Here is a 20,953-nt window from a genome sequence, read left to right on the forward strand (position 1 = left end):
ACTACGCAACGAACCCGCGGCCGGTCCCGGCAGACGGTCGCGGGCAACTCTCGGCATGACCAGGAGACGCGACGTGCGTGCCCGGGATCATGCGGCAGTATCGGTTGGCTTCGGCTGGCTAAATTGCTGCCGGAGCGTCGGCTTATGAATTTTGCCCGTCGCATTCCGCGGCAGGGCATCGATGAATTCGATCAGACGCGGGCATTTAAACCGCGCCAGATTGGCCTGGCAATGTGCGTGGATCTCGGTCGGCGTCAGCGAATGGCCCGGCTTCACCGCGATCACGGCCATCCCGACCTCGCCCCATTGCTCGTTCGGGATGCCGATCACGGCGGCTTCGGCTACGGCCGCGAGTTGATGCAGCACGCTCTCGACCTCGGCCGGATAGACGTTTTCGCCACCGGAAATGTACATGTCCTTCCAGCGGTCGACGATGTAGTAGAAGCCCTCCTCGTCGATCCGCGTGGCGTCGCCGGTATGCAGCCAGCCGTCGGTGAACGAGGAGGCATTGGCGTCCGGCCGGTTCCAGTAGCCCGGCGTGATGTTCGGGCCCTTGACCCAGAGTTCGCCGAGTTCGCCGACCGCGGCATCGCTGCCGTCGGGGCGCACGATGCGAACTTCCGTGTGCAGCACCGGCTTGCCGGATGAGCCGGCCTTGCGCGCGGCGTCCTCGCGGTCGAGCACCATCACCGCCGGCGAAGTCTCGGTCATGCCGTAGCCCTGTTGCAGCGCGACGCCGCGCGCCTCCCAGGTCTTGAGCAACGGCACCGGCATCGGTGCGCCGCCGACGCCGCCAATCATCAGGCGGCTGAAATCCGCCGTTGCGAACGAAGGATGCTGCGCCATGAATTGGTAGATCGCGGGCACGCCGAAGAACACGTTGATGCCCTGTGCGGGATCGCCGATCAGCTTCAGTGCCTCGCCGGGATCGAACGTGCGCATGATCAGCACGGTGCCGCCGGCATGCAGCACCGGGTTGGTGTAGCAATTCAGCCCGCCGGTGTGAAACAGCGGCAGCACCGTCAGCAGCACCGAGGCCGGCGAGATGTAGGCGGGGCCGCCGAGATTGACGCAATTCCAGAACGTCATCCCATGCGTGATGATCGCGCCCTTGGGCTGTCCCGTGGTGCCCGAGGTGTACATGATGGTCGAGATGTCATCGAGCGTGACCTCCACGAACCGTTCGAGCGGCTTCGCCGCCGCGATGCCGGCTTCATAGGCGCCGCCCGGGCCGAGCCTCACGGTCGACGCGACATCGCAGAGCTTGGCGACCGCAAGCGCGGTCTCGGCGAGGTCGTCGTCATGGATCATCACCTTGGGCGAAGCGTCGCCGGTGATGTACCGCAATTCGGGAACGGTGAGGCGGGTGTTGAGCGGCAGGAAGACCGCGCCGATCCGGAAGCAGGCGAACTGCACCTCCAGCGTATCCGTCGTGTTCAGGGCCAGCACCGCGACGCGGTCACCGCGCGCAACCTTCAGGCCGTCGCGCAAATAGGCGGCGAGCCGCGACACGCGGGCATCGAGCTCCGCATAGCCAAAACGGCGTCCGCTTGCGAGATCGACAAGCGCCATCTTGTCCGGCGTGCGCCGGCGATGATGCGCGATCCAGTCGTAGTAACGAACCGGCACATGTCCCTCCTCTGGAACGGCAGTCTTGCGCCGCCTGTCCCTGGCTCGATTGATGCCATGAATTGGCAGTGGAGGGGGCGTATCGGGATACTGTCTTGCGTTTAGTGGCTGGGTTGTGGCCAGATCGAGGCGGATTAAGTGAGACCTTAGTAACCGACCGAGCCGCCGCTTTGGCTTGCCATATTTAATGCCCGGCACGAATTTTCGTTTCGAAAGGACTGATCATGCCAAATGGCTTTACGGACGATGATTGGACGAAAGCGAAGGGTGAGATTCAGGTAATTTTGTCTCAACGAGTTTTGTCGAATAACCCTCTCATTTCCTACGGTGAGCTAGCGGCCAGAATTTCGACCCTCCAGATAAGTCCCGATGACGATCGATTGGCAAAGCTGCTAGACGAAATTTCCACTACTGAAAGCACAGCCGGGAGAGGCATGCTTTCAGTAGTGGTCGTGCATCAGGATGACAAAAGGCCCGGAGCCGGCTTTTTCAAACTCGCCAAGAGGCTGGGTCGCAATTCGCGAGACCAGGATGAACTGTGGATGGAAGAATTCCGCAAAGTTCGACTAGCTTGGGAAAGGCAATCCGCAGGCGCTTCAGCTAGCTCCCATGCGTCCAAAGGAATCCAAGGACGGTCGATAGAGACTTTGCCGTTCCTCATTCCGGAATGTTCTTTTCCTAGTCATCCGATCTCGCGAGGTGCACCGAAATTTCACAAACTTGGAGCTTTGACTGATAGCGTCGAGGGAAGAACGCTTCGCACGGAGTTCTTTGAACAAACCTTGGTAGGGATGTTTTTGCGGCTCGGACGAGCCGTCCCGTATGCGTTTTATTCGTCGAATGGTGAAATTCGATCTTTGGATGCTGGATGCATCAAATTCCTTTTGAATCGGTCGGCCCCAGAAATTTTGGTGAATTGCGATGATCACGGCGAGATCGTCGGCGTTGTTCCTTTGCCTTCATTAGTTGCGAGGTACGCCCTAGACGAAGAGACGTTTCATCCATTTGTGGGTGACGAATTGGAATCGGAATTGCCTTTCGATCCAGAAGACGTGATGGATGAGCGACGCCGAGTTGAATGCGAAAGCGTTCGCCGCGTGGGAAGCGGGGCGTTTCGGTCGGTTGTAATGTGGGCTTGGAGAGGGCGCTGCGCAGTGACCCGTACCACGATACAATGCGTACTCGATGCTGCTCACATCCGTCGATATAACGGCATGAAGACGAACATCCCGTGTAATGGGATAGCGTTGCGAAACGATCTTCATACCCTCTTCGATAATCATCTGCTCTCGTTTAGCTATTCAGACGACCGCCTGGTACTTGACATTTCCAAGGACCTTCGAGGGACCGAATATGAGGCATATGCAGCAATTGCATTAGATTTGCCTGCACATCGCTCGCATCGGCCGCACCCCCTGCTGGTCGAGCAACATCATAAAGGCTTTCGAGAAAGAGAAGCGGCGCGCGGCTAGCTGCACTGTTCTCTCTTGCACGACTACTGGACGCAAGTTTGGTGACGTGATTCCCGACATCGTCCAACTCGGGAATCAACGGAGCACGCGGATGGCAAACCCGTTCTACACCAGCGAGCATGAGCTTTCTGCGAGGTGATGCGGCGCTTTGTGGCCAGGGAAATCGAGCCTTACGCCCATCAATGGGACGAGGAGGGCGAGTTTCCGCGCGAACTCTACGCCAAGGCATCCGAGATCGGCCTGCTCGGCCTCGGGTTTCCCGAGGAATATGGCGGGACCGCCACCGACCAGTTCATGAAGATCGTGGTCTCGCAGGAGCTGGCGCGGGCCGGTGCCGGCGGCGTCTCCGCGAGCCTGATGAGCCACACCATCGGCTCGCCGCCGATCGCGCGCGCCGCCCGCCCCGAGGTCAAGGCCCGGGTGCTGCCCGAAGTGCTTGCCGGCAAGAAGATCTCGGCGCTCGCGATCACCGAGCCGAGCGGCGGCTCGGATGTCGCGAACCTACGCACCAAGGCACGGCGCGACGGCGACCATTATGTGGTCAGCGGCGAGAAGACCTTCATCACCTCGGGCATGCGCGCCGACTATCTCACGGTCGCGGTGCGCACCGGCGGCGAGGGGCCGGGCGGCGTCAGCCTGCTCTTGATCGAGGGCGCTACACCTGGCCTCTCCCGCACCAAGCTGAAGAAGATGGGTTGGTGGGCCTCCGACACCGCGACGTTGCATTTCGACGAATGCCGTGTGCCGGTCGAGAACCTGATCGGCGAGGAGGGCCAGGGCTTCAAGCAGATTATGTACAACTTCAACAGCGAGCGCATGGGCATGGCGGCAAGCTGCACGGCCTATGCGCGGGTCTGCCTCGACGAGGCGATCGCCTATGCCAAGGAGCGCAAGACCTTCGGCAAGCCGATCGCCCAGCACCAGGTCATCAGGCACAAGATCGTCGACATGGCGCAGAAGGTCGCTGTTTCGCAGGCGATGCTGGAGATGTTGGCGTGGCGGCTCGGCCAGGGCGAAAGCCCGGTCGCCGAGATCTGCATGATGAAGAACCAGGCGACGCAAACCATGGCGCATTGCGCTTCCGAGGCGGTGCAGATCTTCGGCGGCGCCGGCTTCATGCGCGGCGTCAAGGTCGAGCGCATCTACCGCGAGGTCAAGGTCAACGCCATCGGCGGCGGGACTGAGGAGATCATGAAGGATCTCGCGTCGAGGCAGATGGGGTTGTGAATGCCTCTCATTCGCCACCGTCATTCCGAGGCGCGCGTAGCGCGAGCCCGGAATCCATCGGGCCGCAGATTCGAGGTTGAATGGATTCCGGGCTCGTCCGCTTCGCGGCCGCCCCGGAATGACAAGGGATAGACCGATACATGCTCTTCACCGCCGACCACGACGAACCCCGCCGCGCGCTCCAAAAATTCATCGCGGCCGAGATCAATCCCCATGTCGACGAATGGGAGAAGGCCGACATCTTCCCGGCGCATGAGCTGTTTAAAAAGCTCGGAGATCTCGGCTTCCTCGGCCTCAACAAGCCGGTCGAGTTCGGCGGCCAGGGGCTGGATTACTCCTACGCGCTGATGATGGCCGAGGAACTCGGGGCCATCACCTGCGGCGGCGTGCCGATGGCGATCGGGGTGCAGACCGATATGGCAACGCCGGCGTTGGCGCGATTCGGCTCCGACGAGGTGCGGCGCGAATTCCTGGCGCCGGCGATTTCGGGTAACCAGGTCGCTTGCATCGGCGTCTCCGAGCCCGGTGCCGGCTCCGACGTCGCCTCGATCAAGACCAACGCACGCTCCGACGGTGACGATTACGTCATCAATGGCGGCAAGATGTGGATCACCAACGGCACTCAGGCCGACTGGATCTGCCTGCTCGCCAACACCAGCGATGGCCCAGTCCATCGCAACAAGTCGCTGATCTGCGTGCCGATGAAGACCAAGGGCGTGCAGGTCGCGCGCAAGCTCGACAAGCTCGGCATGCGCTCGTCCGATACCGCGCAGATCTTCTTCGACAATGTCCGGGTGCCGAAGTGCAACCGGATCGGCGAGGAAGGCCAAGGCTTCACCTACCAGATGATCCAGTTCCAGGAGGAGCGGCTGTGGGGCGCCGCGGCCTGCCTGAAGGCGCATGAATTCATCATCAGCGAGACCATCGACTACACCCGCAACCGCAAGGCGTTCGGCGGCTCGATCCTCGATAATCAGGTGGTGCACTTCAAGCTCGCGGAGATGCAGACCGAGGTCGAGCTGCTGCGCTCGCTGATCTATCGCGCCGGCGAGGCGCTGGTCGCCGGCGAGGACGTGACGCGGCTCGCGACTATGGCCAAGCTGAAGGCCGGCAGGCTCGGCCGCGAGCTGACCGACGCCTGCCTGCAATATTGGGGTGGCATGGGTTTCACCAACGAGACCCCGGTCAGCCGGGCCTATCGCGACAGCCGCCTGACCTCGATCGGCGGCGGCGCCGACGAGGTGATGCTCATGGTATTGTGCAAGATGATGGGCACGCTGCCCGGCATGAAGCAAAAGGGAAACGCCTGATGATCACGCTCTATCACTGCGACGCCGCGCGCTCGTTCCGCCCGCTGTGGATGCTGGAGGAGCTCGGGCTGCCCTATGAGCTGAAGATACTGCCGTTCCCGCCGCGCGTGTTCGCCAAGGAGTATCTCGGCATCAACCCACTCGGCACCATCCCGTTCATGGTCGATGGCGAGACGAAGATGACGGAGTCCTCCGGCATCTGCCATTACCTCGGCACCAAATACGGCCCGACGCCGCTGATCGTCGGTGTCGACGAGCCGGCTTATGGCGCGTTCCTGAACTGGATGTATTTTTCAGATGCGACGCTGACCTTTCCGCAGACATTGGTGCTCCGCTACAGCCAGCTCGAGCCGGAGGAGCGGCGCAACCCGCAGGTCTCGGGCGACTATGCAAAATGGTTCCTGGGCCGCCTCCGCGCGGTCGAAGCCGCCGCCGCCAAATCGGAATTCCTCTGCGCGGAACGCTTCACGGCCGCCGACATCACGAACGGCTACGCGCTCCGGCTCGCCAGCAATATCGGCCTTGCCAAGGATTTCGGGCCGAATGTCGCGGCCTATTGGGCGCGGCTGCAGCAGCGCGACGGTTACAAGCGCGCGGTGGCGTCCGAGCAGAAAGCCGGGCTGGAACAGAACGTTACGCCGCGGGCGCGGCCTTGATCGTGCCCGAGACGATGTGTCCCGGATTTGATCCAGCGCGTCGGTGACAGCTTGCGAATTTGCGCTATGGTAGCTCCGCCGCAGCGGCCCAAAGAGCCGCGCGAGGAGGAACCGCCATGGACGCGATCGTGGACGCGAAGTGCCAGAAGTCCGGCCAGCAGCAGTCCGGCCACCGGATGCTGATCACGCCGGAGCGGGTGTTCTATGCCGGGCTGCTCGGCCGGCCGCGCGAGCGTTGTCCCGGCGCATTCCATGTCTATGTCGCGATCCGCGACGGCTTGCATCTGTCAACCAGCGAGGGCCGCGAGTCCCATGGCGAGCTCGCGGTGACGATGCCGAACCTCCGCCACACCATCACCAGCGAATATCGTTCGGCGATCTGCGTCGCGATCGAGCCGGAAAGCGTGCCTGACGGCACGCTCGAAGCGGTTGCCCGCCGTTTGCAGGGACCCGACTCTCATCTGTTCGCGAACCGCATTCGCAACGCCTATGCGACGCTGGCCGAGATGCAGCATCGCGACACGATCGCGAATGCCGAGTTCGACACGATGTGCTTCGGCGACGCACTGCCGCAGCGGGTGCTCGATCCGCGCGTAGTGCGCGCGATCGCCCGGATCGGGCAATTCTCCGGCGAGCCGGTGACCGCGGCAAGCTGTGCCGCCGAGGCCGGGCTGTCGCCGTCGCGCTTCCTGCATCTGTTCAAGGAGGAGACCGGGATCTCGTTCCGCTCCTTCCGCGCCTGGAAGCGGGCGCGGCATCTGCTGCATTTCGCCAATCAGGACATCAACCTCGCACATCTCGCGCAGGATATCGGTTATCCCGATAGCACCCATTTCAGCCACTCGATCCGCCGCTTCTATGGCCTCAAGCCGCGCGCGATCTTCTCCGGCTCGCGCGATCTTGCGATCTACCGCACCGGGCAGGAGCGCGCGCTGACGTAACCTTCGCTGTCGTCCCGGCGAAAGCCGGGACCCATACCGCGTGATTCATCGATGAAGCGGGATGGCAGAGACCTACCTGAAGCAACGGGCATTGGTGGTTATGGGTCCCGGCCTTCGCCGGGACGACACTTGGGGTGCACCTCCGCTACAAATTCGCGCCCTGGATCACCTCGCCGAATCGCAGCCAGCCGGGCCCTTCGATCCGCTGCAGCTGAAGCTGCTGCAAGGGATGATGATTGGTCGGACTGGTGTTGACCTTGATGCCGGGTAACAGCGTCGGGACATAGACATCCCTGAGATTATTCGCCTGCGCCATGATGTTGTCGCGGGTAAAGTTGCCCTTGCATTGCTCGAGGACGATCTTGAGCACGTTTGCCACCATATAGGCGTAGAGGTTGTAGCCTTCCTTCGGATTGCCGTCGGGGAAGTATTTTTCCATGAAGGCGAGGAAATCCTTCACACCTTGGTCATTGGCCCAGGCCGGATCGGCGACGTCCTTGATATAGGCTGACGAGATCGTGCCCTGCGCCTTGTCGAGGCCGACCGGGATGATGGTCGAAGACAGCGACGCAGCGCCGCTGGCGATGAAATGCATCGGCTTCCAGCCGAGCTCATAGATCTTGCGGATCGACTGCGCGCAGAACTTTGCCGTGGTGCCCGAGATCAGCACGTCCGGATTGGCGCCGCGCAACACGACGATCTGGGAATCGATCGTGGGATCGGTGACCTCGTGTGACGCCACCACGGCCGATGTCGCGAACCGCTCGCCCAGCACGTCCTTGGTGCCGGCGACGAAATCCTTACCGAGATCGTCGTTCTGGTAGAGCACCGCGATCTTCGCGTCCTTGTGCTGGCTCAGCGCATATTTGACGAATACCTGCGCTTCGGTCCGCGCGCTCGGCGCAAAGCCCATGGTCCAGGGATAGGATTTGTAGTCGCCCCATTTGTCGCCGTTCACCGACAGGAACAGATGCGGCACCTTGGCGGCGTTGATATATTTGACGACGGCCGAATTCGGCGCGGTGCCGAGCATGTTGAACAGGAAGGCGACGTTGTCGCTCTCGATCAGGCGACGCACCTGCTCGACCGTCTTCGCCGGATTGAACGCGTCGTCGTAATAGATGTACTTGATCTGGCGGCCGGCGATGCCGCCCTGCTCGTTCAGCATCTTGAAATAGGCTTCCTGGCAGCGCGCCTGCACGCCGAGCGCCGACACCGGTCCGCTCAGGGAGGTGGTGCTGCCGATCCTGATCTCGGTCGCGGTAACCCCGGGTGTGTCTTCCGCCAGGGAAGGCTTGAGGCCCGCGACTGCGGCGAGCCCCGCGCCTGCCGCGCCGGTGAGCCATGTGCGCCGGTTGATCGAGACCATGACGTTCTCCCCGTGATGCCGGCTTGTTGCGCCGCTTTGCTTTGCGGCAAGGCTACGCGACAGGTGGGCGTCGCGTCTTGTGTTAACCGGCTGGCGGCGTATTACGGCGTGATCGCATCCACTTAGCCAGTCAACGCAAGATGGCGCGAAGGCAAATTTCTCATCATGGGAAAATCAGCAGCGCATGTGCACTGCAAAGCGGACAAGAGACCCATGAGCGACAAGGCCGTCATCACCTGCGCGCTGAACGGCGTGCTTACCGACCCGAAGCAGCACAATGTCCCGGTGACGCCGGAACAGATGGCGCGCGAGGCCAAGGCAGCGTTCAACGCCGGCGCCAGCATCATGCATATCCATCTGCGTCAGCAGGAGCCGAACAAGGGCCATCTGCCGTCATGGGACGTTGGCGTCAGCAAGGAGATCCAGCAAGCGATCCGCGAGGCCTGCCCCGGCGTGATCATCAACCATACCACTGGCACCTCGGGCCCGAACTATCAGGGCGCGCTCGACTGCGTGCGCGAGACCAGGCCGGAGATCGCCGCATGCAATGCGGGCTCGCTGAACTATCTCAAAGTCAAGGCCGACAACACCTGGGCGTGGCCGCCCATGATGTTCGATAACGCGGTCGAGAAAGTGCAGGACTATCTCGACGTGATGAAGGTGGCCGGCACGATCCCCGAATTCGAATGCTTCGATGTCGGCATCGTGCGCTGCGTCGGGATGTATCGGCAGACCGGGATGTATTCCGGACCGCTCGAATACAATTTCGTCATGGGTGTTGCCTCGGGCATGCCGGCCGATCCGGAGCTGTTGCCGATCCTGTTGAAGCTGAAGGTGCCGGAAGCGCATTGGCAGGTCACCGCGATCGGCCGCGCCGAGATCTGGCCGCTGCACCAGCGGGCTGCTGATCTCGGTGGTCATCTGCGCAGCGGGCTGGAAGATACGTTCTATCTCGACGACGGCGCCAAGGTGACGTCGAACGGGCAACTCGTCGAAGCGCTCGCCGCCTGCGCGCGGCGCGCGGGACGCGAGATCGCGGGCCCGGCCGAGGCGCGGCAGATCTTTGGGGTCAGGCACTAACCCCGTCATTCCGGGGCGCGCCTCTTGGCGCGAGCCTCAGACCCGCAATTGCGCATCGGGGAATCCATACTCACGATCGTGGTTGTGGATTCCGGGCTCAGCCCTTCGGGCTGCCCCGGAATGACGAGGAGGAGGAAACAGATGGACAACCTCTTGGCAACCGGCGGCGTCACGGGCCCGGGCCGCATCGGGCGCGTCGCGATCGGCGACCTCCTGAAGCGCGCCGCGCGGCGGTTTCCCGACCGCGTCGCGCTGACCGATGGCAGCCGGCAGGTCACCTTCACCGAACTCGAGCGCGACGCCAATCGCTTCGCCAACCATCTGGTGCAGCGCGGGCTGAAGCCGGGCGAGAAGATCTCGACCATCTGCAACAACTCCGTCGAGTTCGTCAAAGCGCTGTTCGGTATCCACCGCGCCGGCCTGGTCTGGGTGCCGATCAACACCATGCTCGGAGCGGCGGACATGGATTACATCCTCGGCCATGCGAGGTGCGCTTTGCCATCATCGACGACAACCTCCACGCCCAGGCCGACCGGCGCGCGGCGCTGGAAGCGCGTGGCATGCAGATGATCGCGGTCGACCTGGCCGGCAATGCCGGCAAGACCGGACTGCAGGAATTCAACGGCCTGCTGGAAGGGCAGTCCGACATCGAGCCGGAGATCGAGATCAACGACCGCGATCTCGCCATGATCATCTACACGTCAGGCACGACGTCGCGGCCGAAGGGCGCGATGCATTGCCACCTCGCCGTGGTCATGGCCGTGATGAGCAACTGCATCGAGATGCAGCTGTCGCGCGACGACGGCATCACCGGCCAATTTCCGCTGTTCCACTGCGCCGGCCATGTGCTGCTGCTCAGCTATCTCTCGGTCGGCGGCCGGATGGCACTGATGCGCGGCTTCGATCCGGTCGCTTGCATGGAGGCGATCGTCCGCGACAGGCTCACGGTGTTCGTCGGCCTGTCGCTGATGTACCAGGCGATCCTCGATCATCCACGCGCGTGAGTATGACCTGTCGGTCCTGCGCTGCTGCATCTACACCATGGCCCCGATGGGCAAGCCGCTGCTCGAACGCGCGATGGCGGACATGTGTCCGAACTTCGTGCTGACCAGCGGCCAGACCGAGATGTATCCGGCGACGACGATGTCGCGCCCGGAGCTGCAGCTCGACCGGTTCGGCAATTACTGGGGCGAATCGCTGATCGTCAACGAGACCGCGATCATGGACGACAGCGGCAATCTGTTGCCGCGCGGCGAGATCGGCGAGCTCGTGCATCGCGGGCCCAATGTGATGATGGGCTACTATAAGGACCCGAAGTCGACCGAGGAGGCGCGCAAGTTCGGCTGGCATCATACCGGCGATCTTGCCCTGATCGACGCCAATGGCGAGGTGCTGTTCCTCGATCGCAAGAAGGACATGATCAAGTCGGGCGGCGAGAACGTCGCTTCGGTCAAGATCGAGGAGACGCTGCTGGCGCACCCTGCCGTGCAGAACGCCGCCGTGGTCGGCCTGCCGCATCCGCAATGGGGCGAGGCGGTCTCCGCCTTCGTCAAGCTGAAGCCCGGCGCGGTCGCCGACGAGGCCGGCATCGAGGCACATTGCAGAAAGCACCTCGGCGGCTTCCAGGTGCCGAAGCTGGTGCGTATTCTCGAGGAGATGCCGATGACCGCGACCGGCAAGCTGCGCAAGGTCGAACTGCGGCAGCAATACAACGGGCATTTTGTGGAGCGCGCCTAGTGGCCATCATCGAGAACACGATTTCCACCGGCAGCGCCGGCTTCCGGGGCAATCGCGACGGCATGCTGGCGCTGATCGCACGAATGCGCGGGCTGGAGGAACGGACACGCACGGCTTCCGCCGCCGCCAAGGATCGCTTCCACAAGCGCGGACAGCTGCTGCCGCGCGAGCGCGTCGCGCTGGTGCTCGATCCCGGCTCGCCGTTCCTCGAATTATCGACGCTCGCCGGCTACATGTTCGATGTGGCAGATGCGGACAAGAGCGTGCCCGGCGGCGGGCTGGTCGCCGGCATCGGCTTCGTCTCCGGCATCCGCTGCATTGTCAGCGCCAATGATGCCGGCATCGATGCCGGCGCGCTGCAACCCTACGGTCTCGACAAGACGCTGCGGGTGCAGGAGCTCGCGCTGGAGAACAAGCTGCCCTATGTGCAGCTGGTCGAGAGCGCCGGCGCCAATCTGCTGCGCTACCGCGTCGAGGATTTCGTCCGCGGCGGCAATATCTTCCGTAATCTGGCGCGGCTGTCGGCCGCCGGGCTGCCTGTCGTCACCGTGACGCACGGCTCCTCCACTGCGGGCGGTGCGTACCAGACCGGGCTCTCCGACTACATCGTGATGGTGCGCGGCCGCACCCGCGCCTTCCTCGCCGGGCCGCCTCTGCTCAAGGCCGCCACCGGCGAGATCGCGACCGAGGAGGAACTCGGCGGCGCCGAGATGCACACCCAGGTCTCCGGCCTCGGCGATTATCTCGCCGAGGACGATCGCGATGCGCTGCGCATCGCGCGCGAGATCATGGCCAAGCTCCCCTGGGATCGTCCGAGCCCGGAACCTGCCGCATTCAAGCCACCGCGCTACGACGCAGAGGAACTACTCGGCATCATGCCGATGGATCACAAGCGACCCGTCGACATGCGCCAGGCGATCGCGCGCTTCATCGATGATTCCGATTTCACCGAGTTCGGTGCCAATTACGGACCTGCCACGGTCTGCGGCCATGCCCGCATCCAGGGGCAAGCGATCGGTATCATCACCAACAACGGCCCGCTCGACGTGCCCGGCGCCAACAAGGCGACGCATTTCATTCAGGCCTGCTGCCAGTCGCGCACGCCGATCCTCTATATGAACAACACCACCGGCTACATGGTGGGCAAGGCCTATGAAGAGGCCGGCATGATCAAGCACGGCTCCAAGATGATCCAGGCGGTGACCTCGGCGACGGTGCCGCAGATCACGCTGTATTGCGGCGCCTCGTTCGGCGCCGGCAATTACGGCATGTGCGGCCGCGGCTTCCATCCGCGGTTCTGCTTTTCCTGGCCGAACGCCAAGACGGCTGTGATGGGCGGCGAGCAGGCCGCCGAAACCATGGCGATCGTGACTGAAGCTGCTGCGGCGCGTCGCGGCAAGCCGATCGAGAAGGAGAAGCTGGAGGCGATGAAGGCGCAGATCACCGGCGTGTTCGACAGCCAGATGGACGTGTTCTCGACCAGCGCCCGCGTGCTCGACGACGGCGTGATCGATCCGCGCGATACGCGGACGGTGCTGTCGGAGGTGCTTTCGATCTGCCGCGAGGCCGAGGCGCGGACCCCGCAGCGCATGCAGTTCTCGGTGGCGCGGCCATGAGCGGTTCCATCGTGAAGCGGACGCCGTTCTTCAAGATCCTGGTCGCCAACCGCGGCGAGATCGCGCTACGCATCATGCGCACGGCGCGGCGGCTCGGCTATGGCGTGGTCGCGGTCTATTCCGACGCCGACCGCGACGCGCTGCATGTGCGCGAGGCCGACCAGGCGGTGCGGATCGGCGAGGCGTTGCCGGCACAGTCCTATCTGAAGATCGACGCCATCGTCGCCGCTGCCAAGGCAAGCGGCGCCGGCGCGGTGCATCCCGGCTACGGCTTTCTCGCGGAGAACGAGGACCTTGCGCAGGCGTGCCGCGATGCGGGGCTCGTGTTCATCGGTCCGTCGCCGGAGGCGATCCTTGCGATGGGCAACAAGGCCGGCGCTAAGGACATCATGCAGAAGGCCGGCGTACCCTGCGTGCCCGGCTATCAGGGCGCCGACCAGGGCGATGCGGCGATGCTGGCGGAAGCCAAGAAGATCGGCTTTCCCGTTATGATCAAGGCGGTCGCCGGCGGTGGCGGCCGTGGCATGCGGCTGGTTGCGGATGCCGCGGCGTTTCCCGATGCGCTGCGCAGCGCACGATCGGAAGCGCAAGGCGCGTTCGGCGATCCCACTGTTATCCTCGAGCGCGCGATCGTCGATCCCCGCCACATCGAGGTCCAGGTGTTCGGCGACCGCCATGGCAACGCGATCCATCTCGGCGAGCGTGATTGCTCGGTGCAGCGGCGGCACCAGAAGCTGATCGAGGAGGCGCCGTCGCCGGCGGTGACGCCGGAACTGCGCGCGCGCATGGGTGCGGTCGCGGTCCAGGCGGTCAAGACGATTAGATACGAGGGCGCCGGTACGCTCGAATTCCTGCTCGACCGGGCCGGCAATTTCTACTTCATGGAGATGAACACGCGGCTCCAGGTCGAGCATCCCGTCACCGAGGCGATCACCGGGCTCGATCTGGTCGAATTGCAGTTGCGTGTCGCCCGCGGCGACCCCCTCGGTGTCAGGCAGGAGGACGTCACCTTCTCCGGTCACGCCATCGAGGTGCGGCTGTGCTCGGAGGACGCCGGGCACGACTTCATGCCGCAATCCGGCACGATGGCGCGCTGGCAGATGCCTGACGGTATCCGCGTCGAGCATGCGCTGCAGTCCGGCTCGGAGATCCCGCCGTTCTATGATTCGATGATCGCCAAGGTCATTAGCCACGGCGCCACCCGCGAGGAGGCGCGCGGCAAGCTGATCTCTGCGCTGGAGCAGGTCACGGCGTTCGGCATCACCACCAATCAGGGGTTCCTGATCGACTGCCTGCGCCATCCAGTCTTCGCCAAGGGCGACGCAACCACGGCCTTCATCGGCAACAACCGCGACGTGCTGCTGGCGCCGCGAGCCGATCGCGGCAGCGATCTCGCGCTCGCCGCGCTGCTGCTCTACGTCACCCATCCGCATGCCCCGCCGTGGCAGCGCGGCCGGTCGCTGTCAGCAACATTCCCGCTCGGGCTGCGGATCGATCTCGGCCACGGCGTGCAGGAGATCGAAATCGTCCGCGAACGCGACGGCAGCTATCTCGTAACCCGCAACGGCGATCGCTTCAGCTTCGTGATCGACGAGCTGGACCAGGACGGTATTCGTTTCCACCATGATGGCTTGATGGAGCAGGCCAGGTTCATGCGCGATGGCGATCGGCTCTTTGTCCTGCATCGCGGCGTCACGCTTTCGGCCCGCGACCTCACGCTCACGCCGCCGGAGAGCGCGACGGGCGCGGGCGGCGACGGCAAGGTCCGCGCCGCCATGAACGGCCGGGTCGTCGCCGTGTTGGTGAAGGCCGGCGACAAGGTCGCGGCCGGCCAGCCGGTGATGACGCTCGAGGCGATGAAGATGGAGCACGTGCACACCGCCGGGGTCACGGGCACCGTGTCGTCGATCGACGTTGCCGAGGGTGAGCAGGTGACGACGGGGAAGATTGTCGTGGAGATCGAGGCTGCCGCTTAAAGTCTGTCGTCCCGGGCAAGCGCAGCGCGACCCGGGACCATAACCACCGATCTTGACTGTTGAAGCGCGCTGGAGCCACAGCGCCGCGAGACGGCGAACGACGGTGGTTATGGGTCCCTGCTTTCGCAGGGACGACAGCGGATTATTCGTCTCGCCCTGTCCCGTCGTTCAGCCAGCACGCGACCTGATGCCTGGAGCCGGCGGCCTGCAGCGCTGGGCGTTCCGACTTGCAGCGATCGATCGCGTAGCGGCAGCGGGTGTGGAAGGCGCAACCCGATGGCGGATTGATCGGACTCGGGACGTCGCCGTCGATCAGCGGTGCGGAGCGCTTGGCCTTGGGGTCGGCGATCGGCACTGAGGCGAGCAGGGCCTGCGTATAAGGGTGACGCGGATTGGCGAACAGCTCGTGCTTGTCGGCGATCTCGACAATGCGGCCGAGATACATCACGGCGACGCGGTGGCTGATATGGGCGACAACAGCGAGATCGTGCGCGATGAAGAGGTAGGAGAAGTTCTGCTTGCGCTGCAGGTCGATCAAGAGATTGATCACCTGCGCCTGGATCGAAACGTCGAGCGCGGAGACCGGTTCGTCGCAGACGATCAGCCGTGGCCCAAGCGACAGCGCGCGTGCAATACAGATGCGCTGGCGCTGGCCGCCGGAGAACTGGTGCGGAAAATTCCTCATCTGATCGGCGCGCAGCCCGACCTGCTGGAACAGCTCCGCGACCCGCTCCTGCTTCTTCGCACCGGTCGCGATACCGTGCACGCTCAAGGGCTCGCCCACGATGTCGCCGGCCGTCATGCGCGGGTTGAGCGAGGCGAACGGATCCTGGAACACGATCTGCATCGAGCGGCGGTATGGCCGCAGCGCCGTCTTGCTGAGCGGCGCGATATCCTCGCCGTCGAGCCTGATCGCGCCGCTGGTCGGCTCGACCAGCCGCAGCACGGTGCGCGCGACCGTCGACTTGCCGCAGCCGGATTCGCCGACCAGGCCGAGCGTCTCGCCGGTGCCGAGCGCGAAGCTGACGCCGTCGACCGCATGCACGGTGCCGACCTGCCGGCGCAGCACGCCGCCGCGCACCGGGTAGTGCTTGACCAGGTCGGTGACCTCGAGGAGCGGACGCTGCTCGGTCATGACGCCTCCGCCATCTCGCCGGCGCGCCAGCACGCGGCCCAGTGATTGCTCTTGACCTCGTCGAGCGGCGGATACTCCTGACGGCAGCGATCGACCGCGAGCTTGCAGCGCGGCGCGAAGGCGCAGCCGGGCGGCAGCTTGGTCAGTGACGGCACCATGCCGGGGATTTCGATCAGCCGCACGTCCTCCCTGGCGTCGGGCGAGGGCACTGCGGGGATCGAGGCCATCAGGCCTCTGGTGTAGGGATGCAACGGCGTCTCGAACAGCGACTCGACCGTCGCCTCCTCGACCTTCTTGCCGGCATACATCACGATCACGCGCTGCGCGGTCTGCGCCACGACGCCGAGGTCGTGGGTGATCAGGATCAGCCCGGTGCCGAGCCGCTGCTGCAGATCGACGATCAGCGCCAGGATCTGCGCCTGAATGGTGACGTCGAGCGCGGTGGTCGGCTCGTCCGCGATCAACAACGCGGGCCTGCACGCCAGCGCCATCGCGATCATGGCGCGCTGGCGCATGCCGCCGGAGAGCTGGTGCGGATATTCACGGGCGCGGCGCTCGGGCTCTGGAATGCGCACCAGCCGCAGCATGTCGACCGCCTGTTTCCAGGCCTCCTTGCTGCTCACCTTCTGATGCAGCCGCACCGCCTCGATGATCTGGTCGCCGATCCGAATCACCGGGTTGAGCGAGGTCATCGGCTCCTGGAAGATCATCGAGATGCGGTTGCCCCTGATGTCGCGCATCGCGGCATCATCGAGCTTCAGGAGGTCGGTGCCCTCGAGCGTCACCGAGCCGCCGACGATACGGCCCGGCGGATCGGGCACCAGCCGCATGATCGACAGCGCGCTGACGCTCTTGCCGCAGCCGGATTCGCCGACGATCGCCAAGGTCTCGCCGCGGCGGACCGTGAACGAGACATCGTCAACCGCGCGGAACAGGCCGGAGTTGGTGAAGAACACCGTCTGCAGGTTCTTCACGTCGAGAACCGTCTCTGCCGGAAGTGCCTCGCTCATCAGCCGCGCTGCCTCGGATCGAGGATGTCGCGCAAGGCGTCGCCGAACAGATTGGTGCCGAACACGGCAAGGCTGATCGCAATGCCGGGGAAGATCACCAGCCACGGCGCGGTGCGGACATATTCGGCGGCGGATTCCGACAGCATCCGGCCCCAGGACGGATAGGGCTCGGGGATACCGAGGCCGAGGAACGACAGCGACGCCTCGGTCAGGATGGTCGAGCCGAGCTGCGCGGTGGCCAGCACGATCAAGGGGGCGATGGTGTTCGGCAGCACGTGGCGCAGCGCGATGCGTACCTCGCTCATGCCGATCGATTTGGCGGCCTCGACGAACGGCTGCTCGCGCAGCGCCAGCGTGTTGGCGCGGATCACGCGGGCGACGGTCGGGATCAAGGGAATCGCGATCGCGAGGATCACATTCGGCAGCGACGGGCCGAGCGCCGCGGTCATCACGAGCGCAAGCACCAATAGCGGCAGCGATTGCAGGATGTCGGTGACCCGCTGGAACACGAGGTCGACCCAGCCGGATAGATAGCCGGAGGCGAGACCGACGATGACGCCGAGCGTGGCGCCGAGCGTTGTGGAGCCGATGCCGACGGCAAGCGAGATCCGCGCGCCGTGGATGATGCGGCTCCAGACATCGCGGCCGAAGGAATCGGTGCCGAACCAGTGCAGAGCAGAGGGCGCGGCCAGGCGATGCGCCGAATCGACCGTGAGCGGATCATAACGGCTGATCAGGTCGGCGAAGATTGCCGTCAGCACGAACAGCAGCATGATGGTCAGGCCGACTGTGCCGAGCACATGGCGCTGCGCCAGGAAGGCCAGCCGTCCCCAACCGCCGGTGGCATTGGCTCCGGCGCGCCGCAGTTCGCTGTCGAAATTGATCGTCGCCATCTAGTCAGTCTCCAAACCGGATGCGCGGATCGATCGCTGCATACAGCATGTCGACGATGAAATTCACGACCACGACGACGACGGCGATGAACATCACGAGGTTCTGCACGATCGGGTAATCGCGCCAGCGCAGCGCCTCGACCAGGAAGCGGGCGATGCCGGGAATATTGAACACGGTCTCGGTTACGATCAATCCGCCGATCAGGAACGCAGCCTCGATGCCGATCACGGTGATGACCGGCAGCACCGCATTCTTCAGCGCGTGGTGATAGTTCACCGAGGCTTCGGACGCGCCCTTGGCGCGCGCGGTGCGGATATAGTCCTGGCGCAGGATCTCCAGCATCGAGGAGCGGGTGATGCGCATGGTCAGAGCCGCGCTGCGGAAGCCGACCGCCATCGCCGGCACCGCATAGATGGACAGCGCCTCGAGCCAGGTCTTCGGATTCGGATTGAAGATCGGCATGGTGCCGAACAGCGAGACCGAGGCCATCAGGATCAACAGGCCGAGCCAGAACGACGGCAGCGACAGGCCGCTGAGGCTGACGACGCGCAGCGCATAGTCGAGCTTCGAGCCCTGGTGCACGGCGCTGATCACCCCGAGCGGGATGCCGATCGAGGCGGAGAACAGCAAAGCCAGTCCCGCGAGCCGTGCGGTGATCGGGATCCGCGGCAGGATCTCCTCCAGGGCCGGCTTTTCCGAGACGTAGGAATAGCCGAGGTCGCCGTGCAGAAGGCCGCCGATCCAGTGCAGATATTGGATCACGATCGGCTGGCTCAACCCGAGCTCGCGTTCCAGATTGGCCTTGTCGGCGGGATCGACGAAGCCCGCGGCATCGAACAGGATGTCCACGATGTTGCCGGGAACGACGCGCAGCAGCACGAAGATGATCACCGAGATCCCGAACAGGGTCACGAGCATCAGGAACAGCCGCCGCACGATATAGGCAAACACCCTGGCTCTCTCCCTGATCTCGCTTGTGGCTTATTTATCCAGCCAGACGTCTTCGTAGCGATAGCCGTTATAGGAGCTGTTGGACATGATCGTGACATTCTTCACGTAGGGCTTCCAGCAGGTGCCGGTGCGGGCATGGAAGATGATCGGCCGCGCGACGTCTTCCTGCAGCTTCTTGTCGATCTCCCAGACCAGCTTCTTGCGCTTCTCGACATCGGTCTCTTCGGATTGCTGGTCGAACAGCTTCTCGATGTCCTTGTTGCAATAATTGGTGTAGTTCCGCTCCGAGCCGCAGGCATAGTTCTCGTAGAAGGACTGGTCGGGCTCGTCGACGGCATTGCCGGTGAGGTTGAGGCCGAGCGAATAATCCTTGCGCGCGATCTTCGGGAACCATTGCGCGGTGTCGACGACGTCGAGCTCGGCGTCGACGTAGATGCTCTTGATCTGGTCGATCAGGATGATCGCGGGATCGCGGTAGACCGCGATGTTGCGGGTCGATACCTTGATCTGCAGATGCTTGTCCGGGCCATAGCCCGCCTTCTGCATCAACTTGCGGGCTTCCTCGCGGTTCTTCTCGATATCGGGCCCATAGCCTGGAATCGACTCAAGCATCTCCTTCGGCATCGCCCACAGGCCGTCGGGCGCCGGCTCCATGGTACCGCCGATGTCGCCTTGGCCCTCGAACATGATCTGGATGAACGCCTTGCGATCGAGCGCCAGCGCCAGCGCGCGGCGGACGTCGAGATTGTCGAACGGCGGTGCGCTCGAATTGATGATGATGTTGGTGGAGACGTTGTTCGGTTCCACCACGCAGACCGCTGTCGGGTCCTGCGACTTGACGTCCTTGAGCAGGGGGATCGAGACCTCCGTCGGGAACGTCATGTCGAACTTGCCCGAGACGAATCCGAGGATCGCGGTCGAACGGTTCGGGATGATGGTGAACTCGATGCCGTCGAGATAGGGCAAGCCCTTCTTGAAGTAGTCAGGGTTCTTGGTCAGCTTGATCGATTCGTTGGCCTTGAACTCGACGAACTTGAACGGACCTGTGCCAACAGGCTTGGTGCGCATTTCCGCCGGAGAGACGTGGCAGGGATAGACCGGCGAATAGCCCGAGGCGAGCAGCGACAACAACGCGGGCTGCGGCCGCTTCAGCTTGAACGACGCCTCATAGTCGCCGTTGGTCGTGACCTCGTCGACTTGCTCGTACCAGGACTTGCGCGGGTTCTGCCGGAACTTCTGCTGCGACTTGCCCATCAGCATGTCGAAGGTGCATTTGACGTCGGCCGCGGTGAAGGGCTTGCCGTCGTGCCATTTCACGTCCTTGCGCAACTTGAAGGTCAGCGTCTTGTGGTCGCCGCTCCAGGCCCAGCTCTCCGCCAACTCGGGTCGGATCGTGCTGGCGCTGTTCTGCGCGATATGCTGATCGAAGATAACGAGGTTGTTGAAGATCGGCATGAACGGAATGTTCACCGAGTAGGTCGCGCCCTCGTGGATCGAGGCGCTGCCGGGACTGTCGCGGTGGTAGATCCTGAAAATGCCGCCGGATTTCGGCTCGGCTGCGCGTGAAACGTCGCTGATGGTCAGCACAGACAACACCGCGACGGCCAGCGCTTGCACGCTCCGCATGGTCCCCTCCCAAAGTCGGTCTCAATGGCCGATTGGCATCGACGATACCACGGTGAGACCGCCGGGCAACCAGCGAGGGCCGTGCGGGGATTGGCAATTCGGATGACACCTGACCATTAAAATTTCCGGGGACCGGGAATATTGGGTCTGATGATGTGGAACTCCGGCCGCTTTTCTATCTGGCGACGAGTCCCTGTTGGAGCTACGCCGAAGCGTGTGGCGTGAAGCTGATCGCAATCAGCGACAGTTTGTCGCCGATCACTAGTGTCGCGGTTGACTCGTTCCCGTCATCCTGAGGTGCGAGCGGAGCGAGTCTCGAAGGAT

Annotated in this window: 14 protein-coding genes and 2 pseudogenes; 9 read left to right on the forward strand and 7 right to left on the reverse strand. The window is 63.7% G+C overall.

The window, feature by feature from the left end:
- Positions 1 to 87: 87 nt before the first annotated feature.
- Positions 88 to 1,629, reverse strand: a complete 1,542-nt coding sequence (locus tag ALC15_RS28605) for an acyl-CoA synthetase (RefSeq protein WP_050630166.1) — start codon at positions 1,627 to 1,629, stop codon at positions 88 to 90.
- A gap of 224 nt (positions 1,630 to 1,853) precedes the next feature.
- Between ALC15_RS28605 and ALC15_RS42260 the strand changes: the two genes are divergently transcribed.
- The 5 genes and pseudogenes from ALC15_RS42260 (at position 1,854) to ALC15_RS28625 (ending at position 7,235) form a co-directional block, all read left to right on the forward strand.
- On the forward strand, positions 1,854 to 3,101 hold the full coding sequence (locus ALC15_RS42260; RefSeq protein WP_094194162.1) for an HNH endonuclease: 1,248 nt from the start codon (positions 1,854 to 1,856) through the stop codon (positions 3,099 to 3,101).
- Positions 3,102 to 3,192: 91 nt separating this feature from the next.
- Positions 3,193 to 4,328, forward strand: a pseudogene (locus ALC15_RS28610) (acyl-CoA dehydrogenase family protein).
- Positions 4,329 to 4,468: 140 nt separating this feature from the next.
- The gene (locus ALC15_RS28615) at positions 4,469 to 5,638 is read left to right on the forward strand and encodes an acyl-CoA dehydrogenase family protein (RefSeq protein ID WP_050630167.1); all 1,170 of its coding nucleotides are present in this window, start codon (positions 4,469 to 4,471) and stop codon (positions 5,636 to 5,638) included.
- A complete protein-coding gene (locus ALC15_RS28620; protein WP_050630168.1) occupies positions 5,638 to 6,294 on the forward strand; it encodes a glutathione S-transferase family protein in 657 nt (218 codons plus the stop codon). The genes ALC15_RS28615 and ALC15_RS28620 overlap by 1 nt, the downstream gene beginning before the upstream one ends.
- 116 nt (positions 6,295 to 6,410) lie before the next feature.
- On the forward strand, positions 6,411 to 7,235 hold the full coding sequence (locus ALC15_RS28625; protein ID WP_050630169.1) for a helix-turn-helix domain-containing protein: 825 nt from the start codon (positions 6,411 to 6,413) through the stop codon (positions 7,233 to 7,235).
- A 145-nt stretch (positions 7,236 to 7,380) separates the two neighbouring features.
- Here the strand turns inward: ALC15_RS28625 and ALC15_RS28630 are convergent, their stop codons facing one another.
- Positions 7,381 to 8,604, reverse strand: a complete 1,224-nt coding sequence (locus ALC15_RS28630) for an ABC transporter substrate-binding protein (RefSeq protein WP_050630170.1) — start codon at positions 8,602 to 8,604, stop codon at positions 7,381 to 7,383.
- Positions 8,605 to 8,817: 213 nt separating this feature from the next.
- Between ALC15_RS28630 and ALC15_RS28635 the strand changes: the two genes are divergently transcribed.
- From ALC15_RS28635 to ALC15_RS28650, 4 genes and pseudogenes are all read left to right on the forward strand, one after another.
- Complete coding sequence (locus tag ALC15_RS28635) at positions 8,818 to 9,684, forward strand: beta-keto acid cleavage family enzyme (RefSeq protein WP_050630171.1); 867 nt, start codon at positions 8,818 to 8,820, stop codon at positions 9,682 to 9,684.
- A 141-nt stretch (positions 9,685 to 9,825) separates the two neighbouring features.
- Positions 9,826 to 11,421: pseudogene (locus tag ALC15_RS28640) on the forward strand (AMP-binding protein).
- A complete protein-coding gene (locus ALC15_RS28645) occupies positions 11,421 to 13,037 on the forward strand; it encodes an acyl-CoA carboxylase subunit beta (RefSeq protein WP_050630172.1) in 1,617 nt (538 codons plus the stop codon). The pseudogene ALC15_RS28640 and the gene ALC15_RS28645 overlap by 1 nt, the downstream one beginning before the upstream one ends.
- The gene (locus ALC15_RS28650) at positions 13,034 to 15,013 is read left to right on the forward strand and encodes an acetyl/propionyl/methylcrotonyl-CoA carboxylase subunit alpha (RefSeq protein ID WP_050630173.1); all 1,980 of its coding nucleotides are present in this window, start codon (positions 13,034 to 13,036) and stop codon (positions 15,011 to 15,013) included. The genes ALC15_RS28645 and ALC15_RS28650 overlap by 4 nt, the downstream gene beginning before the upstream one ends.
- A gap of 142 nt (positions 15,014 to 15,155) precedes the next feature.
- Here the strand turns inward: ALC15_RS28650 and ALC15_RS28655 are convergent, their stop codons facing one another.
- The 5 genes from ALC15_RS28655 to ALC15_RS28675 are packed head-to-tail and all read right to left on the reverse strand — an operon-like array spanning position 15,156 to position 20,629.
- Positions 15,156 to 16,148: an ABC transporter ATP-binding protein gene (locus tag ALC15_RS28655; RefSeq protein ID WP_050630174.1), complete on the reverse strand. Its 993-nt coding sequence runs from the start codon at positions 16,146 to 16,148 to the stop codon at positions 15,156 to 15,158.
- A complete protein-coding gene (locus ALC15_RS28660; protein ID WP_050630175.1) occupies positions 16,145 to 17,158 on the reverse strand; it encodes an ABC transporter ATP-binding protein in 1,014 nt (337 codons plus the stop codon). The genes ALC15_RS28655 and ALC15_RS28660 overlap by 4 nt, the downstream gene beginning before the upstream one ends.
- Positions 17,158 to 18,051: an ABC transporter permease gene (locus ALC15_RS28665; RefSeq protein ID WP_050630176.1), complete on the reverse strand. Its 894-nt coding sequence runs from the start codon at positions 18,049 to 18,051 to the stop codon at positions 17,158 to 17,160. The genes ALC15_RS28660 and ALC15_RS28665 overlap by 1 nt, the downstream gene beginning before the upstream one ends.
- A 4-nt stretch (positions 18,052 to 18,055) precedes the next feature.
- Positions 18,056 to 19,003: an ABC transporter permease gene (locus tag ALC15_RS28670; protein WP_050630177.1), complete on the reverse strand. Its 948-nt coding sequence runs from the start codon at positions 19,001 to 19,003 to the stop codon at positions 18,056 to 18,058.
- Between the two features lie 30 nt (positions 19,004 to 19,033).
- Complete coding sequence (locus ALC15_RS28675; protein WP_050630178.1) at positions 19,034 to 20,629, reverse strand: ABC transporter substrate-binding protein; 1,596 nt, start codon at positions 20,627 to 20,629, stop codon at positions 19,034 to 19,036.
- Positions 20,630 to 20,953 lie beyond the last annotated feature (324 nt).

This window comes from Bradyrhizobium viridifuturi (genome assembly GCF_001238275.1).
Taxonomy (GTDB): Bacteria; Pseudomonadota; Alphaproteobacteria; order Rhizobiales; family Xanthobacteraceae; genus Bradyrhizobium; species Bradyrhizobium viridifuturi.